Below are 23,129 nucleotides of genomic sequence, written 5' to 3'. Positions count from 1 at the left end.
AGCGGAAGCGCCTCGTTTATCGGCGTACGGATTTCGACTGAGATAAAGGAAACACGGTGAGGTATCGAGCCGATGTTGACTTATCGTAGGGAGAAGACGTAGAAATACGCTAGCCGATAGGCGCTGGAGCTGGACAAATTCAAGATTCAAGGTTTAAGGTTTCTCTCCCATCCGGTTTTGAGGGAATAAATAAAAATTTCCTATTGAAAACAAAAATTATTTTTGGTAGAATAATTTTTGCCATTAAGGTCCGGTGATGAAGGCGGGAAGGCCACACCCGTTCCCATCCCGAACACGGAAGTTAAGCTTCCCAGCGCCGATGGTAGTTGGGGGGTTCCCCCTGCGAGAGTAGGACGTTGCCGGGCCAGATATTCCGCAGTAGCTCAGTGGTAGAGCAATCGGCTGTTAACCGATCGGTCGTAGGTTCGAATCCTACCTGCGGAGTTATGATGGAGAGCTGTCCGAGAGGTCGAAGGAGCACGATTGGAAATCGTGTAGGCGGCTAAAAGCTGTCTCAAGGGTTCGAATCCCTTGCTCTCCGCCATTATTACTTATACATTGGCCCGTTGGTCAAGCGGTTAAGACACCGCCCTTTCACGGCGGTAACACGGGTTCGAATCCCGTACGGGTCACCATTTCTTACATATTCAGGAGGATTAGCTCAGCTGGGAGAGCATCTGCCTTACAAGCAGAGGGTCGGCGGTTCGATCCCGTCATCCTCCACCATATTATTATCGCGGGGTGGAGCAGTCTGGTAGCTCGTCGGGCTCATAACCCGAAGGTCGCAGGTTCAAATCCTGCCCCCGCAATTTACATAATAGAAGGTCCCGTAGTGTAGCGGTTATCACGCCTGCCTGTCACGCAGGAGATCGCGGGTTCGAGTCCCGTCGGGACCGCCATTCACTTTGATACATAAACGTGGCTCGGTAGCTCAGTCGGTAGAGCAAAGGACTGAAAATCCTTGTGTCGGCGGTTCGATTCCGTCCCGAGCCACCACTGGCCGGTCTAGCTCAATTGGTAGAGCAACTGACTTGTAATCAGTAGGTTGGGGGTTCAAGTCCTCTGGCCGGCACCACGCAATATGGAGGGGTAGCGAAGTGGCTAAACGCGGCGGACTGTAAATCCGCTCCCTCAGGGTTCGGCGGTTCGAATCCGTCCCCCTCCACCATGTACAGGGGCATAGTTTAAAGGTAGAACAGAGGTCTCCAAAACCTCCAGTGTGGGTTCGATTCCTACTGCCCCTGCCACTTTAAAATGGCGGTTGTGGCGAAGTGGTTAACGCACCGGATTGTGGCTCCGGCATTCGTGGGTTCGATTCCCACCATCCGCCCCATACTTGATTGGGCCATAGCCAAGCGGTAAGGCAACGGACTTTGACTCCGTGATGCGCTGGTTCGAATCCAGCTGGCCCAGTATGCGGAAGTAGTTCAGCGGTAGAACACCACCTTGCCAAGGTGGGGGTCGCGGGTTCGAGTCCCGTCTTCCGCTCCATTGATGGCGGCATAGCCAAGAGGTAAGGCAGAGGTCTGCAAAACCTTTATCACCGGTTCGATTCCGGTTGCCGCCTCCATCAATATTTTGCCGGTGTGGCGGAATTGGCAGACGCGCACGACTCAAAATCGTGTGGGTTTATCCCGTGTCGGTTCGACTCCGACCACCGGTATAACTTAATCGTACTTAATCGTAATGAATAAAAACGGCGCCCAAATACGAACAGGCGCTGTTTTTTTTATAACAAAATGTACAGTGGCATAGGAAAGTTCAAGTTTGTATAGAAAGATAAAGAATAAAAGCGTTTACAAAAAACGAAATATAAATTAAAATTTCATTGTTATATAATAATCGGAATAATATTACATAATGCCTTGAATTTCCTGGGGAGATGAAGAAATGAAAATTAAATCTGCTGTACTGTGGGAATCGGGTGCACCCGTGCCTTATGAAGAAAGCAAACCGATTAAAATTGAAACATTGGAGCTGGATGAACCAGAATATGGGGAAGTATTAGTCAAAATGAAGGCGGCCAGTTTATGTCATTCAGATTTGTCGGTCGTGAATGGAAGCAGACCGCGGCCTTTACCAATGGCGCTGGGACATGAGGCTTCCGGTGAAGTCATAAAAACAGGCGAAGGTGTGGTTGACCTGGAGCCGGGTGACCATGTTGTCTGTGTCTTTGTGCCAAGCTGCGGACATTGTTTGCCATGCAAGGAGGGGCGCCCGGCGTTATGTGAAACAGGGGCGGCATCAAATACGGCAGGCACATTAATCGGGGGCGGCATCCGGCTGCATGTAGGAAAAAAGGATGTGAAACACCATCTCGGCGTATCCGCTTTTTCTGAATACGCTGTTGTGTCGCGCCGTTCTTTAATTAAAGTGGACAAAGATATTCCATTTGAAAAACTGGCTCTTTTTGGATGTGCTGTAATTACAGGCGTAGGCGCAGTTGTTAATACTGCCCGCATAAAGTTAGGGAGCACGGTTGCCGTTGTTGGCTTGGGCGGCGTTGGATTAAGTGCATTGATCGGGGCTGTTTCCGCGGGGGCCAGCCGTGTGGTTGCTGTAGACATTAATGAAAATAAATTAAAACAGGCGAAAAAGTTGGGGGCAACGGATGTCTTTAACTCTAAAAATGCTGATGTTGTGAAGAAAATCCTGGAAGCAACCGGCGGCGGGCTTGATTATGTATTTGAAACGGCGGGGGCAGTGACGGCGATGGAAGTGGCTTACGGGATTACAAAACGCGGTGGTACAACCGTCACAACGGGATTGCCGCACCCTGAACATCATTTTTCTTTCCCGTATGTTACGCTAACGGCAGAGGAAAGGACTTTGAAAGGGTCATATCTTGGCAGTTGTGTTCCGGAAAGGGATATTCCCCATTTTATCGATTTGTTTAAAAACGGCCGCTTGCCGGTTGACCGATTGGTGAGCGATTTTATAACTTTGGAAGAGATTAATGAAGGGTTCGATAAATTGGCAAAAGGGGATTCATCGAGGATTATTATTAAATTTGAGTAACCCAGTTGGTTCTAAAAATCAGCTTTTCACTTTATGCAAAGAGCACAAACAGCTGGCAAAGCATATTGCTTCCGATTGGGGAGATGCTATTTTACAATATATGTATCTTTCTAATAGTTTTTGAAAGGAAGCGGACAATGGGCAATCGAAAAGAACTGAAAGACATTGCATTTTCTGTTTTGGATTTAATCCCGATATTGGCAGGAAAAACGCCTGCGGATTCTTTTAAAAATAGCTTGGATCTCGCCCGGCATGTGGAAAAATGGGGTTACAAGCGCTTTTGGCTGGCGGAGCATCATAATATGGCAGGTGTGGCCAGTTCTGCCACAGCTGTTTTAGTTGGATATATTGCATCCGGTACAAATACGATCCGCGTCGGGTCTGGCGGGGTGATGCTTCCGAACCATGCGCCGCTGGTTGTGGCGGAACAGTTCGGGACGCTTGGTTCGATTTACCCGGGCAGGATTGACCTCGGGCTTGGGCGTGCGCCGGGAACAGACCAACTGACAGCGTTAGCGCTCCGCCGGAATTTAAAGGGCAGTGAAATGGATTTTCCAAACAATGTCCAGGAGCTGATGAACTATTTTCTTACAGAACAAGAGCGACGGACTTACGCGCGGGCCGTGGTGGCAGAAGGCGTTGAGGTACCTGTCTGGCTTCTCGGGTCAAGTACGTACAGCGCGACGCTAGCTGCAAAGCTCGGGTTGCCATTTGCTTTTGCGAGTCATTTTGCGCCAGCGCAGCTGTTTGATGCTCTGTACATTTACAGGGAAAATTTCAAGCCGTCCGCCTATTTGAAGGAGCCGTATGTATTGCTTTGCGTCAATGGGATCGCGGCGGATACGGATAAGGAAGCGGAGCGGACCGCCACGAGCCTGTTCCAGTTTTTCCTCGGCGTGATCCGGGGAAGATCACAGCAGCTCCAACCTCCTGTCAACAGCATGGAAGGCATTTGGACGCCTTATGAGGAAGAGATGGCGCGGCGCCAGCTCGAATATGCGTTTATCGGTTCGAAAGAGACAATTAAAGATAAGTTGCAGGATTTACTTGATGAAACAGAAGCGGATGAATTGATGTTTGTTTCACATATATACAACCATGAAGACCGGCTCCGTTCTTATGAATTGCTGGCCGGGCTGAAACAGGATTAAGGAAAAAAGCCCGTTTCGGAGAAAATCCGGAACGGGCAGGTTATGATGTTGTAAAATCTTTTTTTGAAATCCGGTTGACAATTTTTTAGATCTGGTTATAATTATATAAGTGATCTCCATCAGCACATTATATTTTGCCGGTGTGGCGGAATTGGCAGACGCGCACGACTCAAAATCGTGTGGGTTTATCCCGTGTCGGTTCGACCCCGACCACCGGTATACTTATTTGTTAAAAGCCCGCAATCATGTTAGCGGGCTTTTAAAGTCCCCTTTCTTGTTAAGGGGAAATACATTATTCAATAAATGGTTGATATGAAAGTTCTGAAATAACAATATAAGAGCTGATTCCCATCCGGTTAATACTTTTTCGTAATACGGTTGGAATTAACGCTATATTAAACCCAAGCCACCCAAATATGCCCGCGCCACAAGCAGTATATTCATCAAAACTGCTATTTTTATTCCCCGAAAAACGTATTTGACTGCATATACGATGAAGCTGTACCTTTCATTAACCACATTATAATCCTATTTTTCAAAAACAAAAATGAATATTGTATTCCACATGTCCGGCTCCGGCCGTGCACGTATTCATGTTGCTTTTGGTTTCCGTTAAAGCGCCCCATTTCAAAAATTCCTTCCACTTTGCTATCCTGTATGTATATAAAGAAGAAAGGTATGGTCAAATGAACAGGCATTTGATTTCCGCCATCTCGATTGTCTCCTTCGTTTCGGCGCTTTTTTTCCTGGCAGGGCTGGGAACGGTGCTGATAGACCAAACGACAGAAGCAAAATCTGTAAAGGTGGAAAAATCCGGAACGGGTGCGGACACGCCAAAAGCCGGCAATACAAAGCAAATTGTCATCACGGCAATTGGCGACTCGCTGACAAGGGGCACGGGCGATACGTCGGGAAAAGGGTATGCCGGCTATCTCGCGGATGATTTAAAGAAAAAAACGAAAAAGAAAATTCTGCTGCAAAATAACGGCATTAAAGGGCTTACTTCTAGCGGGCTGCTTGAACAGATCAACAAGCCACAAATCAGGCGCGAACTCCGGAATGCCGATATCATTTTGCTCACAATCGGCGGCAATGATTTATTCCAGGGCGGCGAGGCGCTCGATCATTTGAATGAAGCATACATTCAAAAATTGGAAAAGCCGTATTTGGCCAACTTGAAGCAGATTTATGCCGCAATCCGAGCGGCCAACAAAACGGCAACGGTTTATCATATAGGGCTTTATAATCCGTTTATTGACCTGAAGCGTTCCAAACTGACGTCGGCCATTGTCAGACAGTGGAATTTTGATTCTGCATCTCTTGCGGCAAGCTACCCGAAAATCGTCTATGTGCCGACATTTGACCTTTTTGAATTGAATACAAACGACTATTTGTACAGCGACAAATTCCATCCGAACACAGCCGGGTACAAGCTGATCGGAGAGCGCGTTGCTTCCCTGATCCATTTTAGCGAGGAGGATGCAAAATGACGGATGTACCGGCGCTTCAAGTGATTGATGTCCATAAAAAAATCGGCAAAAAAGAAATCATTAAAGGCATCAGCTTCGAAGTAAGGCCCGGGGAGGTGTTCGGGTTTCTCGGGCCAAACGGGGCGGGGAAAACGACGACGATCCGGATGCTGACCGGATTGATCCGCCCGACTTCCGGAAAAATTTTAATCGCCGGCAAAAATGTACAGACCGAGTTTACGGAAGCGATGAAAAATCTCGGTTGCATCGTAGAAAATCCGGAAATGTACCCGTATTTGACCGGCTATGAAAATCTTGAATATTTTGCAAGGATGGATCCGTCGATTCCGAAAAAAAGGATTGACGAAGTCGCGGAACTTGTTGATTTAAGCGCGCGCATCCACGACAAAGTGAAAACATATTCGCTCGGCATGCGGCAAAGGCTCGGCATTGCACAGGCGCTGCTTGGGAACCCGAAGCTATTGATTCTGGATGAGCCGACAAACGGCCTGGACCCTGCCGGCATCCGGGAGATGCGCGAATTTATCCGTTCTTTGGCGGGAAAGGAAGGCATGAGTGTGCTCGTTTCATCGCATTTGTTGGGCGAGGTGCAGTTAATGTGCGATAAGGTCGCCATTATTAACGAGGGGAAAGTGATCCGTACAGGAAGCGTCCACGAGCTGCTTGCCGAAAAAGAGCGCATCTTTTGGAAGGCAGAGCCTCTAGAAAAAGCGCGCGCCCTGCTTGCAGAAGAAACGCAGGTTACGGAAGGGGAAGGCTGTATTTTGGCCACCCCTTATGATGAAGGCAGAATCGCCGGGTGGAACCGGAAGCTCGTTGAAAACGGGGTAGAGGTAAAAGAAATGAAGGCTGTGCTGCCGGCGCTTGAGGATTTATTTTTGGATCTGACAGGGGGCGAACACCGTTGACCAAGTTGATTTATAATGAGCAGCTTAAGCTGTGGAAGAAAAAGCGAATCCTTGTAATTATCCTGATCATTGCCTGCCTTGTTCCAATTTTTACGTATGCACAGTACAAAGAATCGAAATCACTACAGGAAAAAATGGGGACAAGCGACTGGAGGGTCCAGCTCCAAAAGCAGATTGTCGATACACAAAACCGGCTTGGTTCTGCAAGCCTTTCCGATGATTTTAAAAAATATTTGCGGATTACATTAAGCCAGGAACAGTATTATTTAAACCATAATATTAACCCGAACGCGCCGGGTGCCCCGACGTTTATGCGGGTGTTTATCGAAAATGCAATCGGCCTGCTTCTGCCGCTGTTTGTAATGGTGGCGGCGAGCGATATCGTTTCTTCCGAGACAAGTAGAGGGACAATCAAATTGCTTTTGACAAGGCCGGTCAAAAGATGGAAAATCCTCCTCAGCAAATATATCGCGATGCTGCTCTCGGTTTCGTTTATTTTATTATGTACGGCGGTTTTGACGTATGCCATTTCCGGGATCGTATTCGGTTACAGCGGATGGAACCTGCCGATGCTGACGGGCTTTACAACAAAAGGAAACGAATTATTAACAACCCATGTGCATTCGGTTCCGCAATGGTCGTATTTGTTAATGGAGCTCGGCCTTGCCTGGTTTGTTTGTGTTGTGGCCGGAAGTCTCACGTTTATGCTGTCCGTCCTTTTGCGAAGCACAGCTGCTGTGATGGGGATCATGCTGTCATCGTTAATCGCGGGCGCCATCCTCACGAATATGGTTTCCGCCTGGCCGAGCGCGAAATATTTGTTTATGGTAAATCTCCAGCTGACCAATTATGTAAACGGGTCCAGCCCACCGGTTGAAGGAATGACGCTCGGCTTCTCAATAGCTGTCCTTTCTGTCTGGCTTGTATTTTCTCTCATTGTTTCTTTCGTTGTGTTTATGAAACGGGATGTTTATTAGACGCGGCATTTGCGGGACTACTGTGAAAACAAAGTGAAATTCAGAGAAAAACAGTAAAAATGAACAGTACCATTAATAAAATGATAAAGCAGGATTTTTTATAGAGCGGGGCGAAATCCGTTATGGCAAAACAAAAGGGGGAGATGCTGTGATTAAACGGTTTATCGTTGGAATGGGGATTGCTGCGTCCATGTTTATTGCAGGCGTCACTTATTTTTACTTTAATAAAGGGGAAGCCATCGCCACAGAGGCGGCACCCGCGAAAAAGCCGGCAGCGGAGGAAGAAACGGAAGCGAAAGCCGTGATCAAAGCAAGCTTCCGACAGAAGACGCCGAAAAACGAAATGCCGGCATACAGCAGCATGAGCGAGGATGAATTGGTACAGGAAGTACATAATATGACGCATCAAAAAGTGGAGGCAAGCGAAAAATGGGGTGTTTCCGAAATTACGAAGGATAAGGTGGACGCATTATATATGGCCATCCAAAACAAAAATTTCGGGGATCCCGGACTGCAGCACATGCTTCTTAGGATTTTAAAACCGTGGGAAAAAGGTGACTTCAGCAATGCGGTCAAAGCCCATAATGAAGTATGGTCCTACCAGCACGGCAATATCGGAAAAGCACAGAGGCTGTTGACGCCGGCCGAAGAAGCGGCATACATTAAGAAAAATTTTAAATAATCATGAGCATCAGGAAGTGGAGAAAGTGAAAATTTTAGGCGTATCAGGCTCGCTTACCGGCGAGAAAACATCGATCGGCGTTTATGAAGTGCTGATGGCTGCAAAAGCCGAAGATCCGAATGTGGAAACAGAATTGCTTGATTTAAAAGATTACGAGGTGGAATTTGTTAAGGGGTTTCCACTTTCCTACTATAATGACGACACTATCGAGGCCGTAAACAAGCTGTTGGATGCAGATATCCTTGTTTTCGGTTCGCCGATTTACCAGGCGTCCATTACCGGCGCTCTGAAAAATCTGCTCGACCATCTGCACCGGGATGCTTTCCAGTCCAAGGTTTGCGGCATCGTGATAAACGGCGGATCGGATAAGCATTTTTTGGTTGCCGAGTACCAGCTGAAGCCGGTTTTATCGTTTTTAAAAGCAACTTGCGCCGTCCGGAATGTGTTTATCCTTGATGATGATTTTAATGAAGACAATGAAATTTTAAACCCCGATATCCAGGCGCGCATCAGGCGGCTTGCCCGGGAGCTTTTGCAGCTGAAAAAAGGCTTGGAATAAACATTTCCTCGTATACATAAGCAGAAAAGAAGGGTATACATTGATAGCCAGTATACGGGGGGGTTATAAGTGTGAAAGCAGTTACGGTTCAAGGCGCGAAAGATATTTTGGTGAATGAAGTTGGGCGATCCGGTTATCAAAAAACAGGATGATATTTCGATGGATACATCGGCGGATGATTTGCGGGTCGGATTTTCATATTTATAAAGGCACATTGCCGGTCCGGCCGGGATTTATCATCGGACATGAACCAATGGGGATTGTCGAAGAAGTCGGGCCGGATGTGGTCATTGACTGTGCCGGTATGGACGGAAAAAATCGGCAATTGAAGCGATTGAACAGAAACTCAAGCTTCAGGGCGGGACGATCAGTGCCATCCAGATTGCAATGGAAGCGGACCGCAAATTCGGCACGATCCAGCTGACAAGTGTGTATAGGTGGGTCGATTTATAATGCGTCTCCGCTCGGCAGGTTGTTTGGACGAAATATTACATTAAAAATGGGGCAGGCGCCTGCTCTCTACTACATGACGAAACTTTTTATCGATATTTGGAGAAAAAAGTTTGACCAGAATGAAATTGTCACCCATAAAATATTGCTCGGCAAAGCTAGCGATGCGTATAAAATTTTAACGACCATGAAGATCATTGCATTAAAGTCGTACTGAAGCCGTAATGAAAAAGTGCCGGGTGTTCTGTACACCGGCACTTTTTCGGTTTACTTTACGGTTTCAAACTCCCGTTTTAAAATATACTCTGCATGTGCCACTTCTTTTTTTGTCGGCGGCTCGATCCCCTTCAAAGGATAGTCGATGCCGAGAGCTTCGTATTTGTATACGCCCAACTTGTGGTACGGAAGGATTTCGATTTTTTCAACGTTTGGAAGCGAGTGGATGAAATCGGATGTTTTATACAAATCTTTATCGGTATCCACACCCGGAACGAGCACGTGGCGGATCCATACCGGGATGTGTTTATCAGACAGATAGTGGGCAAAATCAAGAATATGCTCGTTAGACATGCCCGTCAGCCATTTGTGCTTTTCGGGGTCAATATGTTTTATGTCCAGCAATACAAGATCCGTATATTTCATCAATTCATCCAGGCCTTTCATAAACCGCGTGCTGTGGGAAAAATTTCCGCCTGCTGTATCAATGCACGTATGGACGCCAATCTCCTTGCATGCTTTAAACAGTTCGATCAGAAAATCGATATGCAGCAAAGGCTCGCCGCCGCTGACTGTAATGCCGCCGCCGGAAGCTTCGATAAAAGGCAAATAGTCCTGCACGTCTTTCATAATTTCATCTACGGTCATTTCTTTGCCTTCGTTTATTTTCCAAGTATCCGGGTTATGGCAAAATTTGCATCGCAACGGGCAGCCTTGCGTGAATACGACATAGCGGATTCCAGGGCCGTCGACGGTTCCAAATGATTCGGTCGAATGAATACTCGTTGAGATTTTCATAAAAATCAAATCCTTCTTTTAGATTTCTGGACTTCCACAAGTTCAGGCTTCAAAAAAGGGGAGGGGGCATGGAGTGCATGCCGCCCTTTGTTTTTATCGATTACATCATTTCATGGAATGTACGGTTAATGACTTCCAATTGTTGTTCCCTTGTCAGTTTAATGAAATTAACTGCATATCCGGATACACGGATCGTTAATTGCGGATATTTTTCCGGATGATCCATTGCATCCAGCAATGTTTCACGATGCAAGACGTTGACGTTCAGATGATGCGCTTTCTTCGCCATATAACCGTCCAACATGCCGTCCAAGTTGGATACGCGTGTATCTTCTTCATGTCCGAGAGCTTCCGGCACGATGGAGAACGTGTTGGAAATGCCGTCCAGCGAATATTTATAAGGCAGTTTCGCAACAGAGCTCAGCGAGGCGACTGCACCATGCGTATCGCGGCCATGCATCGGGTTGGCGCCTGGCGCAAACGGTTCTCCGGCTTTCCTTCCATCCGGTGTGCTTCCCGTTTTCTTTCCGTATACAACGTTTGAAGTAATCGTCAAGATAGAAGAAGTAGGAACCGAATTGCGGTAAGTCGGATGTTTTCTCAGTTTTTCCATGAACGTTTTTACAAGGTTTACAGCAATTTCGTCGACACGGTCGTCGTTGTTGCCGTATTTCGGGAAATCACCTTCGACTTCATAGTCAACCGCAAGGCCGTTTTCATCGCGGATAACTTTGACTTTCGCATATTTAATTGCGCTTAAAGAGTCAACTGCAACGGACAGGCCGGCAACGCCGAATGCCATTGTGCGCAAAATTTTGCGGTCATGCAACGCCATTTCAAGCCGTTCATAAGAATATTTGTCATGCATGTAATGGATGATGTTCATTGCATTGACGTATACGCCTGCAAGCCAGTCAAGCATCCGGTCGTATTTTTCCATAACTTCATCATAATCCAGATATTCTGAAGTAATCGGCCGGTAAGGAGGCGCAACCTGGACTTTCAGTCGTTCATCAATGCCACCGTTAATGGCATACAGCAAAGCTTTTGCCAAGTTTACACGGGCGCCGAAGAATTGCATTTGTTTGCCGATCCGCATTGCCGATACGCAGCAGGCAATACCGTAATCATCGCCGTATTCTTCACGCATCAAGTCATCGTTTTCGTATTGGATGGCGCTCGTTTTAATTGACATTTTCGCGCAATATTGTTTCCATTTATCCGGCAGTTTTGTCGACCACAGCACGGTCAAGTTCGGTTCAGGCGCAGGGCCTAAGTTGTCGAGCGTATTCAGGAAGCGGAACGAATTTTTTGTAACGAGCGTGCGGCCGTCCAGTGCCATCCCGCCGATCGATTCCGTAACCCATGTCGGGTCGCCGCTGAATAGTTCGTTGTATTCTTCGGTCCTTGCAAATTTGACAAGGCGGAGTTTCATGACGAAATGGTCAACGAGTTCCTGCGCTTCCCTTTCTGTCAGGACACCGTTTTTCAAATCCCTTTCAATATAAATATCAAGGAAAGTGGAGGTGCGGCCCAAGCTCATCGCTGCACCGTTTTGTTCTTTAATGGCGGCAAGGTATGCAAAATACAGCCATTGAAAAGCTTCGCGGGCGTTTGAAGCCGGTTCGGAAATATCGAATCCGTAGCTTTGGGCCATTTGTTTCAATTCTTGCAAAGCGCGAATTTGTTCGGAATGTTCTTCGCGTTCCCTGATGACGTCCTCCGTCATGACGCCGTTTCCGATTAAATCGAAGTCTTTTTTCTTTTGCTCAATTAAATAGTCAACCCCGTACAATGCAACACGTCGGTAGTCGCCAATGATGCGGCCGCGCCCGTATGCATCCGGAAGTCCTGTAACGATTCCGGCATGGCGCGCCATTTTGATTTCCGGAGTATAAGCATCGAATACGCCTTGGTTATGTGTTTTCCGCCATTCCGTAAAAATATGTTTGATTTCCGGATCGATTTCATAGCCGTATGATTTTAAGGAATTTTCCGCCATGCGGATGCCGCCAAATGGCATCAAAGCGCGTTTTAATGGTTTGTCTGTTTGCAGACCGACAATTTTTTCAAGCTCTTTGTTTAAATATCCAGGTGCGTGTGAAGTGATGGTAGAAACAACTTTCGTATCCATATCAAGAACGCCGCCTTTTTCGCGTTCCTGCTTGGATAATTCCATGACTTGATTCCATAATTTCAATGTAGCTTCTGTCGGGCCGGCGAGGAAACTTTCATCGCCTTCGTAAGGGGTTACATTTTTCAGGATAAAATCCCTAACGTCGATTTCATTTTGCCAGTTGCCGCCTTTAAAGCCTTTCCATTGTTCTTTGCTGAGTGGTGCTTTTGTAAGCAATTGTTCAGTCATTTGAATGGGCCTCCTTCAAGCCTTGTAGTAAGACTTCAACATAGTGCCTAAAAAAATGGATGAAGTTATTTGCTCATTAGTGAGCATTCCTTAATACGCTTTCATCATAGCATGTCATTCAAAAAAAAGATAGTGATATCGCTCACATTTTTCCGCGAAAAAATGCAGTTTTCAAAGAATGTTCAAATTATCTGCCAATAGATATATAATAGGAAGAAACGAGTCTGAACTGTTATAAAACAATTTGCTCATTATTTCACAATATTTGTTTTCTGAATAGAAATTTTTTAATTGGAAAACTTTGAAGGAAAATGTTCAATGTTTCACAAATTGGACACATCCTAATGAAAGCGATTGCTGTATAGTAATTTATGAAAGCAGTTACACAAAGGAGTGGTAAAGATGTTGACAGGATTGCGTACTGATTTTCAAATGCCTACCTTAAACTTATTTGGGCAGGGAACAGCTGAAGACATTGGAATCAGTCTAAAAAATCTTGGATGCCGTAAGCCGCTAATTGTAACAGATGCAGGACTTCATCAGCTTGGGTATTCTGATAAAATTGCAAAGTACATCAAGGAAGCCGGCCTAGAAGTGGCTATTTACCCAAAAGCCGAACCAAACCCGACAGATAAAAATGTGGAAGACGGGTTAAAAGTATATGAGGAAGAAAAATGCGACTCGATCGTTTCGCTTGGCGGCGGCAGCGCGCATGACTGTGCGAAAGGGATCGGACTTGTCGTGGCGAACGGTGGCAGAATCCATGACTATGAAGGGCTCGACCGTTCCGAAAAGCCGATGGTGCCTTTAGTTGCCATTAACACGACAGCCGGAACCGCAAGTGAAATGACGAAATTCACCATTATTACCGATACGAGCCGAAAAGTAAAAATGGCGATTGTTGATAAACATGTAACGCCGGTTTTATCAATCAATGATCCGTTGTTAATGGTTGGTATGCCGCCATCTTTGACCGCTGCAACCGGCCTTGATGCATTGACGCACGCGGTTGAAGCGTATGTTTCGACGGCAGCAACGCCGATTACGGATGCATGCGCGATTAAAGCGATTCAAATTATCCCGAAATATTTGCCGCGGGCTGTCGCAAACGGACACGACATCGAAGCACGCGAACAAATGGTATATGCGCAGTATCTGGCCGGCATGGCATTCAACAATGCGTCTTTGGGTTATGTCCATGCGATTGCACACCAATTCGGCGGCTTTTATAATTTGCCGCACGGTGTCTGCAATGCCATTTTACTCCCGCATGTCTGCCGGTTCAACCTGATTGCGCGGAAAGAAAGATTTGCGGACATTGCCGCGGCATTGGGCGAAAGGACAGAAGGATTAAGCGTACAAGAAGCGGCGGAAAAAGCGATTGCAGCAATCGAAAGGCTGGCGGAACAACTGAACATTCCGAAAGGCTTCAAGGAACTCGGGGCAAAAGAAGAAGACATCGAAATCCTCGCCAAGCATGCGATGCAGGATGCGTGCGCGGCCACAAACCCGCGCAAACCGACGCAAAAAGAAGTCGAAGCCATTATTGCGGCTGCAATGTAAATATTATAAAAAATAGAACAAATAAAGGGACATCTCTTCTGTTATAATCAATAAAGGTAGTTGAAAAGTTACTCAAAAAAACCGCCTCCATTCAATGTTTGCTAGACACTTACATTATAATGGAAAAGGCGGTTTTTTGTATTTTCTCTGTATATTGTATGTGTCAAGTTTTTCTCGACATCGTTTAAAAATCAGTGATTTCCAGACACTCTTTGTACGCTTTTGGCTACAGCGCTTTGCTTGCTTCTCTGGATAAGGGGCAATCCCAAAAGCAGTTAAACCGGGCATATGATGATCGCGAAATTTACTCGCTTTCCGCACGCGTCGCGAGCCTCCTCGCTCGTCCCTCAAGCACACTGGGTCTCGCCCGGCTCGCTTTTCCCGCAGAAGTCTCAGAAATTAGCGATCATTTATATTCCCAGCTTTTTAAAGGATGTTGGGATTGCCCCTTATCCAGGTGAAAAACCTAAATATCTTGCTTAAATTCCCTATTGCTGATACAGTGCTTGTATACAGGCTGATTGATCCCTGTTTTGCACCGATTGACGGGCGTACAGGCTGTTTAAGCAGCTGGGCGGGTTTTACAGCTTGCTTCTATTCGCGCTGCTTTCTTGCGCTTCTTGTTTGGTGTTTCAGATAAGCATTTCTTAATGTCCGGTTGGTTGAGCATTCCTTGTTATTTTAACCATGGCTTCCCCGCCTTCTTTGCTCCAATGCATCCCCCAGATGTGCCTTTGGTTGGATTCTCTGGCACCGCCCGGCACATTTTCCACTTTCTCTCTCCAGTCAAAAATGCGTTTCTAGTTCTTTTGGGATATAAGTACGGAACTCCTTGGTTTTTTGAGATGCTTCTCATCCGCCAATGTACTTTTATAGGTATCTAAATGCAATATAAACCTGCCTAAATCACGGGTATTTATCGCTTTTTTAACCTGTTCCTTCACTTCACTTTTTCCTCCCACGAATGTCTATACCCTGATCCTCCGTCGCTGTTTGTAATCATCCGTGCTTTTTGGGACACGGGTTTTAATCCATCAAAAAAGCTACGGCCTGTAACCTGCTTATTCCATTATTTACGATAATGAAATAATTTAGGCTACAGGCCAGCCAATACTCATTTTCGTGTATAGTGATGTCTACTTAGAAATGAAGTTGTTTGGGACAGCCCCCTATTTGTCTGTCTGAACGCGGGGCATCCGCATTTCGGCTTGTCCAGCTTTGGTGAAATCGCTTCATAAACGTTCAAAATTTATACATACACAAATAGGAGAAATGGCGATATGATAGAAAAGCAGTTGTTTGTGACAGAATTCACAATTAAATACTTCACGATGGAGATGGTTATTTATGTACGAAGCCGTTGATTCGGTTATTCAAATGGCACTCAATAAGAAAAAAGTGTTGGAAGAATCGCTGCTCCGTTATGTGACAAAAGCAGCTCTGGCAAGTATGTTTATCGGTTTCGCCATCATTATTTGTTATCGCCTTGCAGAGCCGTTTTTTGATGCAAAATCGCCAGTTACTTCTTTTATGAGTTCGATCTTTTTCGGCGCAGCACTCGTTTTGATTATGTTCGGCGGCGGAGAGCTTTTCACCGGAAATACGATGATGTTTTCGATGAGTACGCTGAAAAAAGCAACTACATGGAAAGATGCACTGGCAAACTGGGCGGCAACATACGCCGGCAATATTATCGGCGCCGCGATTTTCGGTTTGTTCATTCATTATACCGGGCTTTATGCCGATACGGAAAACAGCCAGTTTTTAATGACAGTTGTCAGTGGAAAAATCAGTTTGACCACTACACAAATGCTATTTCGCTCTATTCTTTGTAACTGGCTCGTATGTTTGGCTTTCTGGGTGCCGATCAATGTAAAAGGCGACGGCACAAAAATTGCTTCGATGATGCTTCTTGTGTTCGGATTCGTCATTTCCGGCTACGAGCACAGCATTGCCAATATGGTATTGTTCTCGTTATCCTTGGCAGCACCGCACCCGGATACGATCACACTGGCTGGTATTCTCCATAACTTGGGGGTTGTGACAATCGGCAATATGATCGGCGGCGGCGTATTTGTCGGCGCAATGTACGCTTTCTTAACCTCTAAGAAAAAAGATAAAGCTTCTGTTACCGTGATTGAAACAAAAACGGTATCAAATTTTTCAGCGGAAAAATAATGTTTGAAATTTAAAAGATAAATCAAGATATAAAATTTTGACAAAACAGTTCTTATAAGGTTTCTAAAGGTTGATTCGGAGTAAAAATTTTAGCAAAGATTCACGGTTAAAATGGCTGAAAAGACATTTCAAGTCATAAATCGGATAAAGTGTATCTTTACGGGGGCCGCAAAAGAAAACCAAAATCTTTTATATCAAATATAACGGGGCTGTCCAATTTTAATTGGCACAGCCCCTTTTTCCATTAACTTTGTATCAGCTGCAGAAATTGCCTTGTGCGCCCGTGTTTTGGATCTCCAAACAACTCTTCCGGCCTGCCTTGCTCGACAATAACGCCCTGATCCATAAAAATGACTTCATCCGCTGCTTCCCGCGCAAACCGCATTTCATGGGTGACAACGACCATCGTCATACCTTCTTCAGCCAGTTCCTTCATTACGTTCAGCACGCCGCTGACCAATTCCGGATCGAGCGCGGACGTCGGTTCGTCAAAGAGCATCACTTCCGGTTCCATTGCAAGGGCGCGGGCAATGCCGGCGCGCTGCTGCTGCCCGCCGGATAAACTGAACGGATACGCATCTTTTTTATCAAGCAGGCCTACTTTCTCGAGCAGTGTCTCTGCTTTTTGTACCGCTGCCTGCCGGTTTTCTTTTTTTACAATCACAGGGCCCTCGATCACATTTTCCAGCACCGTTTTATGCGGAAAAAGATTGTACTGCTGGAATACCATGCCGGATTTTCTGCGCAAAGCCGAGATCGCTTTTTTATCGGCGGGTTGGGAAAAATCGATTTTTAAACCGCCGATTTGGATTGTGCCTTTCGAAGGGACTTCAAGCGCATTCAGACAACGGAGCAGCGTCGTTTTGCCGGAACCGGACGGACCGATAATGACAACTACTTTCCCTTTTTCAACCTTAAGGTTAATGCCTTTTAACACTTCAAGGCTGCCGAATTGTTTATGCAAATTTTCAATTGTGATCAATGTTAGCCCCCCTTACCTACTGACATATTTGTCAAAACGCCCTTCAATTTTTTGCTGGATGACGGATAAAATAAAACAAATGGCCCAATACAGGAGAGCGGCTTCCACATACAGCAGCATAAATTCATATGTCGTAGAGGCGATTTCCTGCGCTTTCCGGAATAATTCGGTCACCAAAATCAGGGAAGCCAAAGAGGTATCTTTTACAAGGCTGATAAACGTATTCGACAGCGGCGGTACCGATACGCGGACGGCCTGCGGCAGCACGATCCTTCTGAGCGCCTGCATATAATTCATGCCGATTGCATAGGCAGCTTCCCACTGCCCTTTTGGGATTGACAAAATCGCAGCCCTGATAATTTCGGATGCATACGCACCGACATTAAGCGAGAAGCCGATGATGGCGGCAGGAAAAGGATTGATCGTGATCCCGACGGACGGCAGCCCGTAAAAGATGATAAATAATTGCACAAGCAATGGCGTACCGCGGATCGCCGAAACATAAACACGCGCAATCCACTGCAGCGGCTTTATGCTTGAAATTCTCGCCAGCGCGGTGACAAGTGCCAGTACGAGGCCGATGCAGAATGTAATCAAAGTTAAAGGAATGGTATAATATAAAGCTCCCTTCACCATCGGCAGAAGGGAACTTTGTGCTAATTGCAGCTGTTCATTGCTGATAAACCCCAGATTATTGAGATACATCTTCACCAAACCATTTCTTTGATATTTTTGTTAATGTGCCGTCTTTTTTCATATCGTTTAAAGCATCATTGACTTTATCCACCAATTTTCCGGAATTTTTCCGGAACATAAAGGCGGTTTTGCCGGCATCATTTGCTGTGGCGGCAACTTTGATCTGCGCATCCGGTTTTTGTTTTTTATAATCCAGATAAGTTAATGAATCGTTGATTGTCGCTTCCACGCGGTTTGAAGTCAGAAGCTGGATTGCCTGGTTAAAACCTTCAACGCTCACGATTTGGGCGCCGTTTTGTTTGGCGATGTCAGCATAGTTGCTGGTGAGCGACTGCGCCGTTTTTTTGCCCTTTAAATCAGTGAAAGACTTAATATCCGTATTGTTTTTTCGGACAATAACAACCGCTTTTGAAACCGTGTAAGGTGTTGAAAAATCATATTTTTTCTCACGGTCGGGGCGGATGCCGACCTGGTTTGCGATCATATCAAACCGTTTTGAGTTGAGGCCTGCGAACATCGCATCCCACTGTGTTTCTTTAAATTCAGCTTTTAATCCGAGCCGTTTGGCGACTTCCTTTGCAACATCGATATCATACCCGGTTAGTTTACCGTTCTCGTGGTAAGAAAAAGGCGGGTATGTTCCTTCCGTTCCGATCAGGAGGACGCCTTTCTTTTTGATTTGGTCATATAAGTCGTTTGATTTTGATACGTTCTGGTTGTCTGTGTTGTTTCCGCACGCGGTTAATGCAAGCAGCAAACAAGCAACAGCCAGCCATTTAATGTATTTGCCCATGATGTCAACTCCCATTTACAAAATATAATTCTAAGTGTCTTACTATGTTTTACCCAGCAATTTGTATTTTAACCAATTCAATGAAAAATATCCAGCCTGACATATTGTAAACTGGTAAAAGAGACGTTTTAAAATGAAAGGGTGTTTCCAATGAAAGAAAGATTTGTCCATGTCACCGGAGGCAGGGTGTATTACAAAAAAACGAGCACAGGGAATAAAACGCCGCTTATTGTGCTGCACGGCGGGCCGGGGGGAACACATATGCCGATGCTGGCCCTGGAAGCGCTGGGGATGAACGGCTCGTCATTTTTACGACCAGCTCGGTTCCGGGAGATCGGACCGGCCCCATGATCCGTGCTTTGGAAACTGGAAAGATTTACGGAAGAGCTTGGGCAGGTACGGGAGGCGCTCAATTTAAAAGAAGTGCACATCCTCGGCCATTCATGGGGACAATGCTTGCTGCAAGTTATTTGCTGGAGCAACCTGCAGGTGTAAAAAGTATTATTTTTTCAGGGCCGTGCTTAAGTGTGGTGCAGTGGAAAAAAGACCAGGATGAGCATCGGAAGCAGCTACCCGTTGATGTGCAGGAAACGTTGGCGCGCTGTGAGCGGGAAGGCAGGACGGATTCAGAAGAGTACAAAGAAGTAATGAAAGTTTGTTATGAAAAATTTGTAAACCGGCTTGATGAAAAGCCGAAAGAATTGGAATCGGAATTTGCGCAGCCAAATGAAGAAGTGTACGTGACCATGTGGGGGCCGTCGGAATTTTACCCGACCGGTAACTTGAAAACTTTTGATGTTACAGGCCGCCTGCCCTGTTTACATGCGGCCGTTATGATGAAGCGGTGCCGGAAACGGTAGAAGCTTACAGCAGGTGTATTCCGGGGGCCAAGTTCCATGTGTTTGAGCACAGTTCCCACCAGCCGTATTTGGAAGAGCCGGAAGCGTATGTGCGCGTCATCCGGGAATTTTTGTCCGGGGTGTGACCCCAAAGACCCCAAACGGCATCCGCTTGGGGTCAGCGGACTTTCATGAGCAGGTAAAGAAACCAGACAGCGTGGTGCTGTTCGTCTTTTGCGGCATCTTCAAACGCCATTTTCATCACAGGATCCTGTACTGAATTGGCAATTTTCCTGTAAAAATCGACGGTATTTTGCTCGTCTTTTACCCCAAATTCCAAACCGCCCGTATAAGTGGGCGGGCACGGCTCATTGATTTTTGGCTGCGGCCTTGTGCCTGTGATATTGGTGTAAAATCCCGAAAACGTTTGAAAATGCCGGATTTCGTCATCACGGATTTCCATGATGATGTCGCGGAATTGGGGTGACGGGGCTCTGCGCGCAATCTGTTCATAGCAGGCAATCGCACTGTATTCGCCGTTAATTGCCCGAATCAGGTTGGCAAGAAAAACCGCCTGCTGCGGATTTCCGGCTCCTGGCTGTACATTTCTATATCCGATTTCATAATCGTATGGGTCATAATACATCGGTTTCCCTCCTCATTTTTAACCGTAATAATTTATGCCGGACGGATGAGGATGGTTCCGATATGTTTTCCCAAAGCACCAATACAGAGTTTAAAAAATTGCCGGAAATGCTTTATAATAGTAATGTCTGTGGCGGATCCCGCCGCGCGAGCCTTTAATTCTCAAAGAAAAGGAGCAAAAGAATGGAAAAAGTACTTGTTTTTGGGCATAAAAATCCGGATACTGATGCAATCTGTTCAGCCATTGCGTATGCAGAATTAAAAACAAAATTAGGTGTCGAAGCGGAAGCGGTCCGTTTAGGGGAGCTGAACAATGAAACGAAATTCGCTTTGGAAACGTTCCATGCGGAAGCACCGCGCCTTGTCCAATCGGTCGCAAATGAAGTAAAAAACGTCATTCTCGTTGACCATAACGAACGCCAGCAAAGCGTCGATGATATCGAAAATGTGCGTGTTTTGGAAGTTGTCGATCATCACCGCATCGCCAATTTTGAAACAAGCGACCCGCTCTATTACCGCGCGGAACCGGTCGGCTGCACGGCGACAATTTTAAATAAATTATATAAAGAAAACGGCGTTGAAATCCGCAAAGAAACAGCCGGATTGATGCTTTCCGCCATCATTTCCGATTCCCTGCTGTTTAAATCTCCGACGTGCACGGAAGAAGATGTGAAGGCAGCGAAAGAACTGGCGGAAATTGCCGGTGTTGATGCGAATACATATGGTCTGGAAATGCTGAAAGCCGGCGCTGATTTGAGCGACAAAACGGTTGAACAGCTCATTTTATTAGATGCAAAAGAATTCGACATGGCCGGACATAAAGTCGTCATTGCCCAAGTCAATGCGGTCGACACGAATGATGTGTTTGTAAAACAGGCGGAACTCGAGCAGGCCATCCAATCCGAAATTGAAAACAGGGGTCTCGACCTGTTCCTGTTTGTTGTGACGGACATCTTAACGAATGATTCCGTCGGGCTTGCCCTCGGAAAATCGGCTAATATTGTCGAAAAAGCGTACAATGTGAAGCTCGAAAATAATACGGCAACGTTAAAAGGTGTCGTATCTCGCAAAAAACAAATTGTTCCGGTTTTGACAGAAGCGTTTAACGGTTAAAAAAATCCGGTGCCCGCACATGGCACCGGATTTTTTTACAGACTCGTCCTGTGAATTTCGCTTATTTTTCACGGTGTATCCGCCGGTTAATGAAATAAAAATTGGAATATTGCCGAGCGGGTTCATCACGGCAAAAAAACCGGGCGAAAGTTTTATAATCTCGCCACACAATCCCCTCACTCCTTCTTTAATATAGATTTTCCATTACATTACCCGGAAGGTTGAAGATGTAACGGTTTTTCGGGAATTAAAAAAACAAAGAGTATCTTCCTTTGGACTTTTTCCTTCAATATAAGTTAGGAAAACATTCAAAATGATTTCTTTTACTTCATATCCTTTTTCATTCCGTGTGAAACAAGCAAACGCCTTTACATATGACACTTTCTTTTATTATAATATTGCATATCATTTTTATGAGAAGCTGGATTGCTTTGAACGCAGTGTTTCGTCCGGAAGACGGGCGGGGTGTTGCGTTTTTTATTGTGCCAATAAGCGGGAATTTACATAAATTGGAATTTACCCAGGAGGTGAAAACATGGATGTAGCCGAATTAAAAAAGGAAGTCATTGTATTTAGTAAAACAATTGGGATCGATAAAATCGGATTTGCTTCCCCCGATCCATTTACCGAAATGAAACAGCGGCTGATCCGCCAACAGGAGCTTGGCTATCAGTCCGGTTTTGAAGAAAAGGACATTGAAAAAAGGGTGACACCTTCTTTGATTTTTGATTCCCCACAGTCAATCATTGCAATTGCGCTCGCTTACCCTTCAAAAATGAAAAATCCGCCGAAAGGGAAAAAAGGTGAACGGCGCGGTATTTTTTGCCGGGCATCGTGGGGGGAGGATTACCATACGATTTTAAGGGAGAAGCTTGCGAAGCTCGAAGCTTTTCTCAAGGAAAAAGTGGAAGGTGCGCGCTGTAAATCGATGACCGATACCGGCGAGCTCGCAGACAGGGCGGTTGCCGAGAGGGCAGGCATTGGCTGGAGCGGAAAAAACTGCGCGATTATCACCCCCGAGTTCGGTTCGTACGTTTACCTCGGGGAAATGATTACGAACATTCCGTTTGAACCGGATACCCCTTTGGAAGACCAGTGCGGTGACTGCCGGAAATGCCTGGACGTATGCCCTACCGGCGCGCTTGTTTCGGCCGGACAAATCAATGCGAAACGCTGCATCAGCTATTTGACGCAAACAAAAGATTTTTTGGAAGACGAGTTTAAGGTGAAAATCGGGAACCGTGTGTACGGCTGTGATTCATGCCAAACCATCTGCCCGAAAAATAAAGGCATGGATTTCCATTTTCACGAAGAAATGGAACCGGAACCTGAAGTGGCCAAGCCGCTACTTGAACCGATCCTTCGTTTAAGCAACCGGGAATTTAAGGAACTGTTTGGCCATGTTGCCGGAGCCTGGCGCGGCAAAAAGCCGATCCAGCGCAATGCCATCGTTGCACTTGCCCATTTTAAAGAAGAAAGTGCCGTGCCGGAACTGATCCGGCTTTTGCATGAAGATCCGCGCCCGGTAATCCGCGGGACGGCCGGCTGGGCGCTCGGGAAAATTGGCGGGGAAGAAGCGAAAGGGGCGTTGCTTGTGGCGCAGAACAAAGAAGAAGATCCGGAAGCACTGGAGGAAATCCGTAAAGGGTTGGCATTTTTCGAAATGGACTGATTGACCCTCCTTCTACGACATATAGTGATGGGGA

General features: G+C 46.1%; 18 protein-coding genes, 16 tRNA genes, 1 rRNA gene and 4 pseudogenes. 31 read left to right on the top strand and 8 right to left on the bottom strand.

Features of this window, described 5'->3' with window-relative positions; genetic code table 11:
* Window positions 1-249 precede the first annotated feature (249 nt).
* The 26 genes and pseudogenes from rrf to GBH70_RS05935 form a co-directional block, all read left to right on the top strand.
* A 5S ribosomal RNA gene (gene rrf, locus GBH70_RS06055) occupies window positions 250-365 on the top strand.
* Between the two features lie 7 nt (window positions 366-372).
* A tRNA-Asn gene (locus GBH70_RS06050) sits at window positions 373-444 on the top strand.
* 7 nt (window positions 445-451) lie between these two features.
* Window positions 452-544, top strand: a tRNA-Ser gene (locus GBH70_RS06045).
* A gap of 16 nt (window positions 545-560) precedes the next feature.
* Window positions 561-635, top strand: a tRNA-Glu gene (locus GBH70_RS06040).
* Window positions 636-650: 15 nt separating this feature from the next.
* A tRNA-Val gene (locus GBH70_RS06035) sits at window positions 651-726 on the top strand.
* Window positions 727-735: 9 nt separating this feature from the next.
* Window positions 736-809 (top strand) — tRNA-Met (locus GBH70_RS06030).
* Between the two features lie 14 nt (window positions 810-823).
* Window positions 824-899, top strand: a tRNA-Asp gene (locus GBH70_RS06025).
* Window positions 900-920: 21 nt separating this feature from the next.
* Window positions 921-996 (top strand) — tRNA-Phe (locus GBH70_RS06020).
* Between the two features lie 3 nt (window positions 997-999).
* Window positions 1,000-1,075 (top strand) — tRNA-Thr (locus GBH70_RS06015).
* 8 nt (window positions 1,076-1,083) lie between these two features.
* Window positions 1,084-1,168: transfer RNA gene (locus GBH70_RS06010), tRNA-Tyr, on the top strand.
* A 5-nt stretch (window positions 1,169-1,173) separates the two neighbouring features.
* A tRNA-Trp gene (locus GBH70_RS06005) sits at window positions 1,174-1,247 on the top strand.
* Between the two features lie 10 nt (window positions 1,248-1,257).
* Window positions 1,258-1,333, top strand: a tRNA-His gene (locus GBH70_RS06000).
* 8 nt (window positions 1,334-1,341) lie between these two features.
* Window positions 1,342-1,413 (top strand) — tRNA-Gln (locus tag GBH70_RS05995).
* 3 nt (window positions 1,414-1,416) lie between these two features.
* Window positions 1,417-1,491 (top strand) — tRNA-Gly (locus GBH70_RS05990).
* A 5-nt stretch (window positions 1,492-1,496) separates the two neighbouring features.
* Window positions 1,497-1,570: transfer RNA gene (locus GBH70_RS05985), tRNA-Cys, on the top strand.
* A 10-nt stretch (window positions 1,571-1,580) separates the two neighbouring features.
* A tRNA-Leu gene (locus GBH70_RS05980) sits at window positions 1,581-1,663 on the top strand.
* A 227-nt stretch (window positions 1,664-1,890) separates the two neighbouring features.
* A complete protein-coding gene (locus GBH70_RS05975; protein ID WP_151680193.1) occupies window positions 1,891-3,018 on the top strand; it encodes a zinc-dependent alcohol dehydrogenase family protein in 1,128 nt (375 codons plus the stop codon).
* A gap of 137 nt (window positions 3,019-3,155) precedes the next feature.
* The gene (locus tag GBH70_RS05970) at window positions 3,156-4,169 is read left to right on the top strand and encodes an LLM class flavin-dependent oxidoreductase (protein ID WP_151680192.1); all 1,014 of its coding nucleotides are present in this window, start codon (window positions 3,156-3,158) and stop codon (window positions 4,167-4,169) included.
* 136 nt (window positions 4,170-4,305) lie between these two features.
* Window positions 4,306-4,388: transfer RNA gene (locus tag GBH70_RS05965), tRNA-Leu, on the top strand.
* A 467-nt stretch (window positions 4,389-4,855) separates the two neighbouring features.
* Window positions 4,856-5,659 (top strand): GDSL-type esterase/lipase family protein, encoded by an 804-nt coding sequence (locus GBH70_RS05960; RefSeq protein ID WP_151680191.1) that lies wholly within the window; start codon window positions 4,856-4,858, stop codon window positions 5,657-5,659.
* On the top strand, window positions 5,656-6,567 hold the full coding sequence (locus tag GBH70_RS05955; RefSeq protein WP_151680190.1) for an ABC transporter ATP-binding protein: 912 nt from the start codon (window positions 5,656-5,658) through the stop codon (window positions 6,565-6,567). Before GBH70_RS05960 ends, GBH70_RS05955 begins: the two co-directional genes overlap by 4 nt.
* Window positions 6,564-7,544 carry a DUF2705 family protein gene (locus GBH70_RS05950; RefSeq protein WP_151680189.1) on the top strand — a complete coding sequence of 327 codons (981 nt, stop codon included), beginning with the start codon at window positions 6,564-6,566 and terminating at the stop codon, window positions 7,542-7,544. Before GBH70_RS05955 ends, GBH70_RS05950 begins: the two co-directional genes overlap by 4 nt.
* 148 nt (window positions 7,545-7,692) lie before the next feature.
* The gene (locus GBH70_RS05945; protein ID WP_151680188.1) at window positions 7,693-8,226 is read left to right on the top strand and encodes a DUF6241 domain-containing protein; all 534 of its coding nucleotides are present in this window, start codon (window positions 7,693-7,695) and stop codon (window positions 8,224-8,226) included.
* Window positions 8,227-8,251: 25 nt separating this feature from the next.
* The gene (locus GBH70_RS05940) at window positions 8,252-8,785 is read left to right on the top strand and encodes an NADPH-dependent FMN reductase (RefSeq protein WP_151680197.1); all 534 of its coding nucleotides are present in this window, start codon (window positions 8,252-8,254) and stop codon (window positions 8,783-8,785) included.
* A gap of 148 nt (window positions 8,786-8,933) precedes the next feature.
* Window positions 8,934-9,020: pseudogene (locus tag GBH70_RS17785) on the top strand (hypothetical protein); the annotation flags it as partial.
* Between the two features lie 39 nt (window positions 9,021-9,059).
* A pseudogene (locus GBH70_RS05935) lies at window positions 9,060-9,460 on the top strand (glutathione-dependent formaldehyde dehydrogenase); the annotation flags it as partial.
* Window positions 9,461-9,502: 42 nt separating this feature from the next.
* On the opposite strand, the gene pflA reads toward GBH70_RS05935, so the two are convergent.
* Together pflA and pflB are read right to left on the bottom strand one after the other, a co-directional pair.
* Window positions 9,503-10,249 carry a pyruvate formate-lyase-activating protein gene (gene pflA, locus GBH70_RS05930; protein ID WP_151680187.1) on the bottom strand — a complete coding sequence of 249 codons (747 nt, stop codon included), beginning with the start codon at window positions 10,247-10,249 and terminating at the stop codon, window positions 9,503-9,505.
* A gap of 100 nt (window positions 10,250-10,349) precedes the next feature.
* Window positions 10,350-12,614, bottom strand: a complete 2,265-nt coding sequence (gene pflB / locus GBH70_RS05925) for a formate C-acetyltransferase (protein WP_151680186.1) — start codon at window positions 12,612-12,614, stop codon at window positions 10,350-10,352.
* Window positions 12,615-13,016: 402 nt separating this feature from the next.
* Between pflB and GBH70_RS05920 the strand changes: the two genes are divergently transcribed.
* Window positions 13,017-14,177, top strand: coding sequence for an iron-containing alcohol dehydrogenase (locus GBH70_RS05920; RefSeq protein ID WP_151680185.1), 1,161 nt, complete (start codon window positions 13,017-13,019; stop codon window positions 14,175-14,177).
* A 426-nt stretch (window positions 14,178-14,603) separates the two neighbouring features.
* Here the strand turns inward: GBH70_RS05920 and GBH70_RS17115 are convergent.
* Window positions 14,604-15,145: pseudogene (locus GBH70_RS17115) on the bottom strand (ISLre2 family transposase); the annotation flags it as partial.
* Window positions 15,146-15,524: 379 nt separating this feature from the next.
* Here GBH70_RS17115 and GBH70_RS05915 point away from each other — a divergent pair.
* Window positions 15,525-16,355, top strand: a complete 831-nt coding sequence (locus GBH70_RS05915) for a formate/nitrite transporter family protein (protein WP_151680184.1) — start codon at window positions 15,525-15,527, stop codon at window positions 16,353-16,355.
* Between the two features lie 244 nt (window positions 16,356-16,599).
* Here GBH70_RS05915 and GBH70_RS05910 read toward each other — a convergent pair whose 3' ends face one another.
* The 3 genes from GBH70_RS05910 to GBH70_RS05900 are packed head-to-tail and all read right to left on the bottom strand — an operon-like array spanning window position 16,600 to window position 18,826.
* Window positions 16,600-17,337, bottom strand: coding sequence for an amino acid ABC transporter ATP-binding protein (locus GBH70_RS05910; RefSeq protein WP_151680183.1), 738 nt, complete (start codon window positions 17,335-17,337; stop codon window positions 16,600-16,602).
* Between the two features lie 12 nt (window positions 17,338-17,349).
* On the bottom strand, window positions 17,350-18,042 hold the full coding sequence (locus GBH70_RS05905; RefSeq protein WP_151680182.1) for an amino acid ABC transporter permease: 693 nt from the start codon (window positions 18,040-18,042) through the stop codon (window positions 17,350-17,352).
* Window positions 18,029-18,826, bottom strand: coding sequence for an amino acid ABC transporter substrate-binding protein (locus tag GBH70_RS05900; RefSeq protein WP_151680181.1), 798 nt, complete (start codon window positions 18,824-18,826; stop codon window positions 18,029-18,031). Before GBH70_RS05900 ends, GBH70_RS05905 begins: the two co-directional genes overlap by 14 nt.
* 150 nt (window positions 18,827-18,976) lie before the next feature.
* Here GBH70_RS05900 and GBH70_RS05895 point away from each other — a divergent pair.
* Window positions 18,977-19,811: pseudogene (locus tag GBH70_RS05895) on the top strand (proline iminopeptidase-family hydrolase).
* A 32-nt stretch (window positions 19,812-19,843) separates the two neighbouring features.
* Here GBH70_RS05895 and GBH70_RS05890 read toward each other — a convergent pair.
* Window positions 19,844-20,311 (bottom strand): ferritin-like domain-containing protein, encoded by a 468-nt coding sequence (locus GBH70_RS05890; RefSeq protein WP_151680180.1) that lies wholly within the window; start codon window positions 20,309-20,311, stop codon window positions 19,844-19,846.
* Window positions 20,312-20,493: 182 nt separating this feature from the next.
* On the opposite strand from GBH70_RS05890, the gene GBH70_RS05885 reads away from it, so the two are divergent.
* On the top strand, window positions 20,494-21,423 hold the full coding sequence (locus GBH70_RS05885; protein WP_151680179.1) for a manganese-dependent inorganic pyrophosphatase: 930 nt from the start codon (window positions 20,494-20,496) through the stop codon (window positions 21,421-21,423).
* Here GBH70_RS05885 and GBH70_RS05880 read toward each other — a convergent pair.
* On the bottom strand, window positions 21,358-21,603 hold the full coding sequence (locus tag GBH70_RS05880) for a MarC family protein (protein ID WP_259370049.1): 246 nt from the start codon (window positions 21,601-21,603) through the stop codon (window positions 21,358-21,360). The genes GBH70_RS05885 and GBH70_RS05880 overlap by 66 nt on opposite strands.
* Window positions 21,604-21,958: 355 nt before the next feature.
* Here GBH70_RS05880 and queG point away from each other — a divergent pair, with 355 nt between their 5' ends.
* Window positions 21,959-23,095, top strand: coding sequence for a tRNA epoxyqueuosine(34) reductase QueG (gene queG / locus GBH70_RS05875; RefSeq protein WP_151680177.1), 1,137 nt, complete (start codon window positions 21,959-21,961; stop codon window positions 23,093-23,095).
* The last annotated feature ends 34 nt before the right edge of the window (window positions 23,096-23,129 follow it).

Source organism: Weizmannia acidilactici, from assembly GCF_008974225.1.
GTDB classification, from domain to species: Bacteria; Bacillota; Bacilli; order Bacillales; family Bacillaceae_C; genus Weizmannia; species Weizmannia acidilactici.
The sequence above is the reverse complement of the archived record's forward strand: the minus strand, read 5'-3'. Positions and strand labels throughout refer to the sequence as shown.

Coding starts and splice junctions, on each gene's coding strand:
- GBH70_RS05975 (WP_151680193.1), top strand. CDS start 1,891: ATGAAAATTAAATCTGCTGTACTGTGGGAATCGGGTGCACCCGTGCCT.
- GBH70_RS05970 (WP_151680192.1), top strand. CDS start 3,156: ATGGGCAATCGAAAAGAACTGAAAGACATTGCATTTTCTGTTTTGGAT.
- GBH70_RS05960 (WP_151680191.1), top strand. CDS start 4,856: ATGAACAGGCATTTGATTTCCGCCATCTCGATTGTCTCCTTCGTTTCG.
- GBH70_RS05955 (WP_151680190.1), top strand. CDS start 5,656: ATGACGGATGTACCGGCGCTTCAAGTGATTGATGTCCATAAAAAAATC.
- pflA (WP_151680187.1), bottom strand. CDS start 10,249: ATGAAAATCTCAACGAGTATTCATTCGACCGAATCATTTGGAACCGTC.
- pflB (WP_151680186.1), bottom strand. CDS start 12,614: ATGACTGAACAATTGCTTACAAAAGCACCACTCAGCAAAGAACAATGG.
- GBH70_RS05920 (WP_151680185.1), top strand. CDS start 13,017: ATGTTGACAGGATTGCGTACTGATTTTCAAATGCCTACCTTAAACTTA.
- GBH70_RS05915 (WP_151680184.1), top strand. CDS start 15,525: ATGTACGAAGCCGTTGATTCGGTTATTCAAATGGCACTCAATAAGAAA.
- GBH70_RS05905 (WP_151680182.1), bottom strand. CDS start 18,042: ATGTATCTCAATAATCTGGGGTTTATCAGCAATGAACAGCTGCAATTA.
- GBH70_RS05900 (WP_151680181.1), bottom strand. CDS start 18,826: ATGGGCAAATACATTAAATGGCTGGCTGTTGCTTGTTTGCTGCTTGCA.
- GBH70_RS05890 (WP_151680180.1), bottom strand. CDS start 20,311: ATGTATTATGACCCATACGATTATGAAATCGGATATAGAAATGTACAG.
- GBH70_RS05885 (WP_151680179.1), top strand. CDS start 20,494: ATGGAAAAAGTACTTGTTTTTGGGCATAAAAATCCGGATACTGATGCA.
- queG (WP_151680177.1), top strand. CDS start 21,959: ATGGATGTAGCCGAATTAAAAAAGGAAGTCATTGTATTTAGTAAAACA.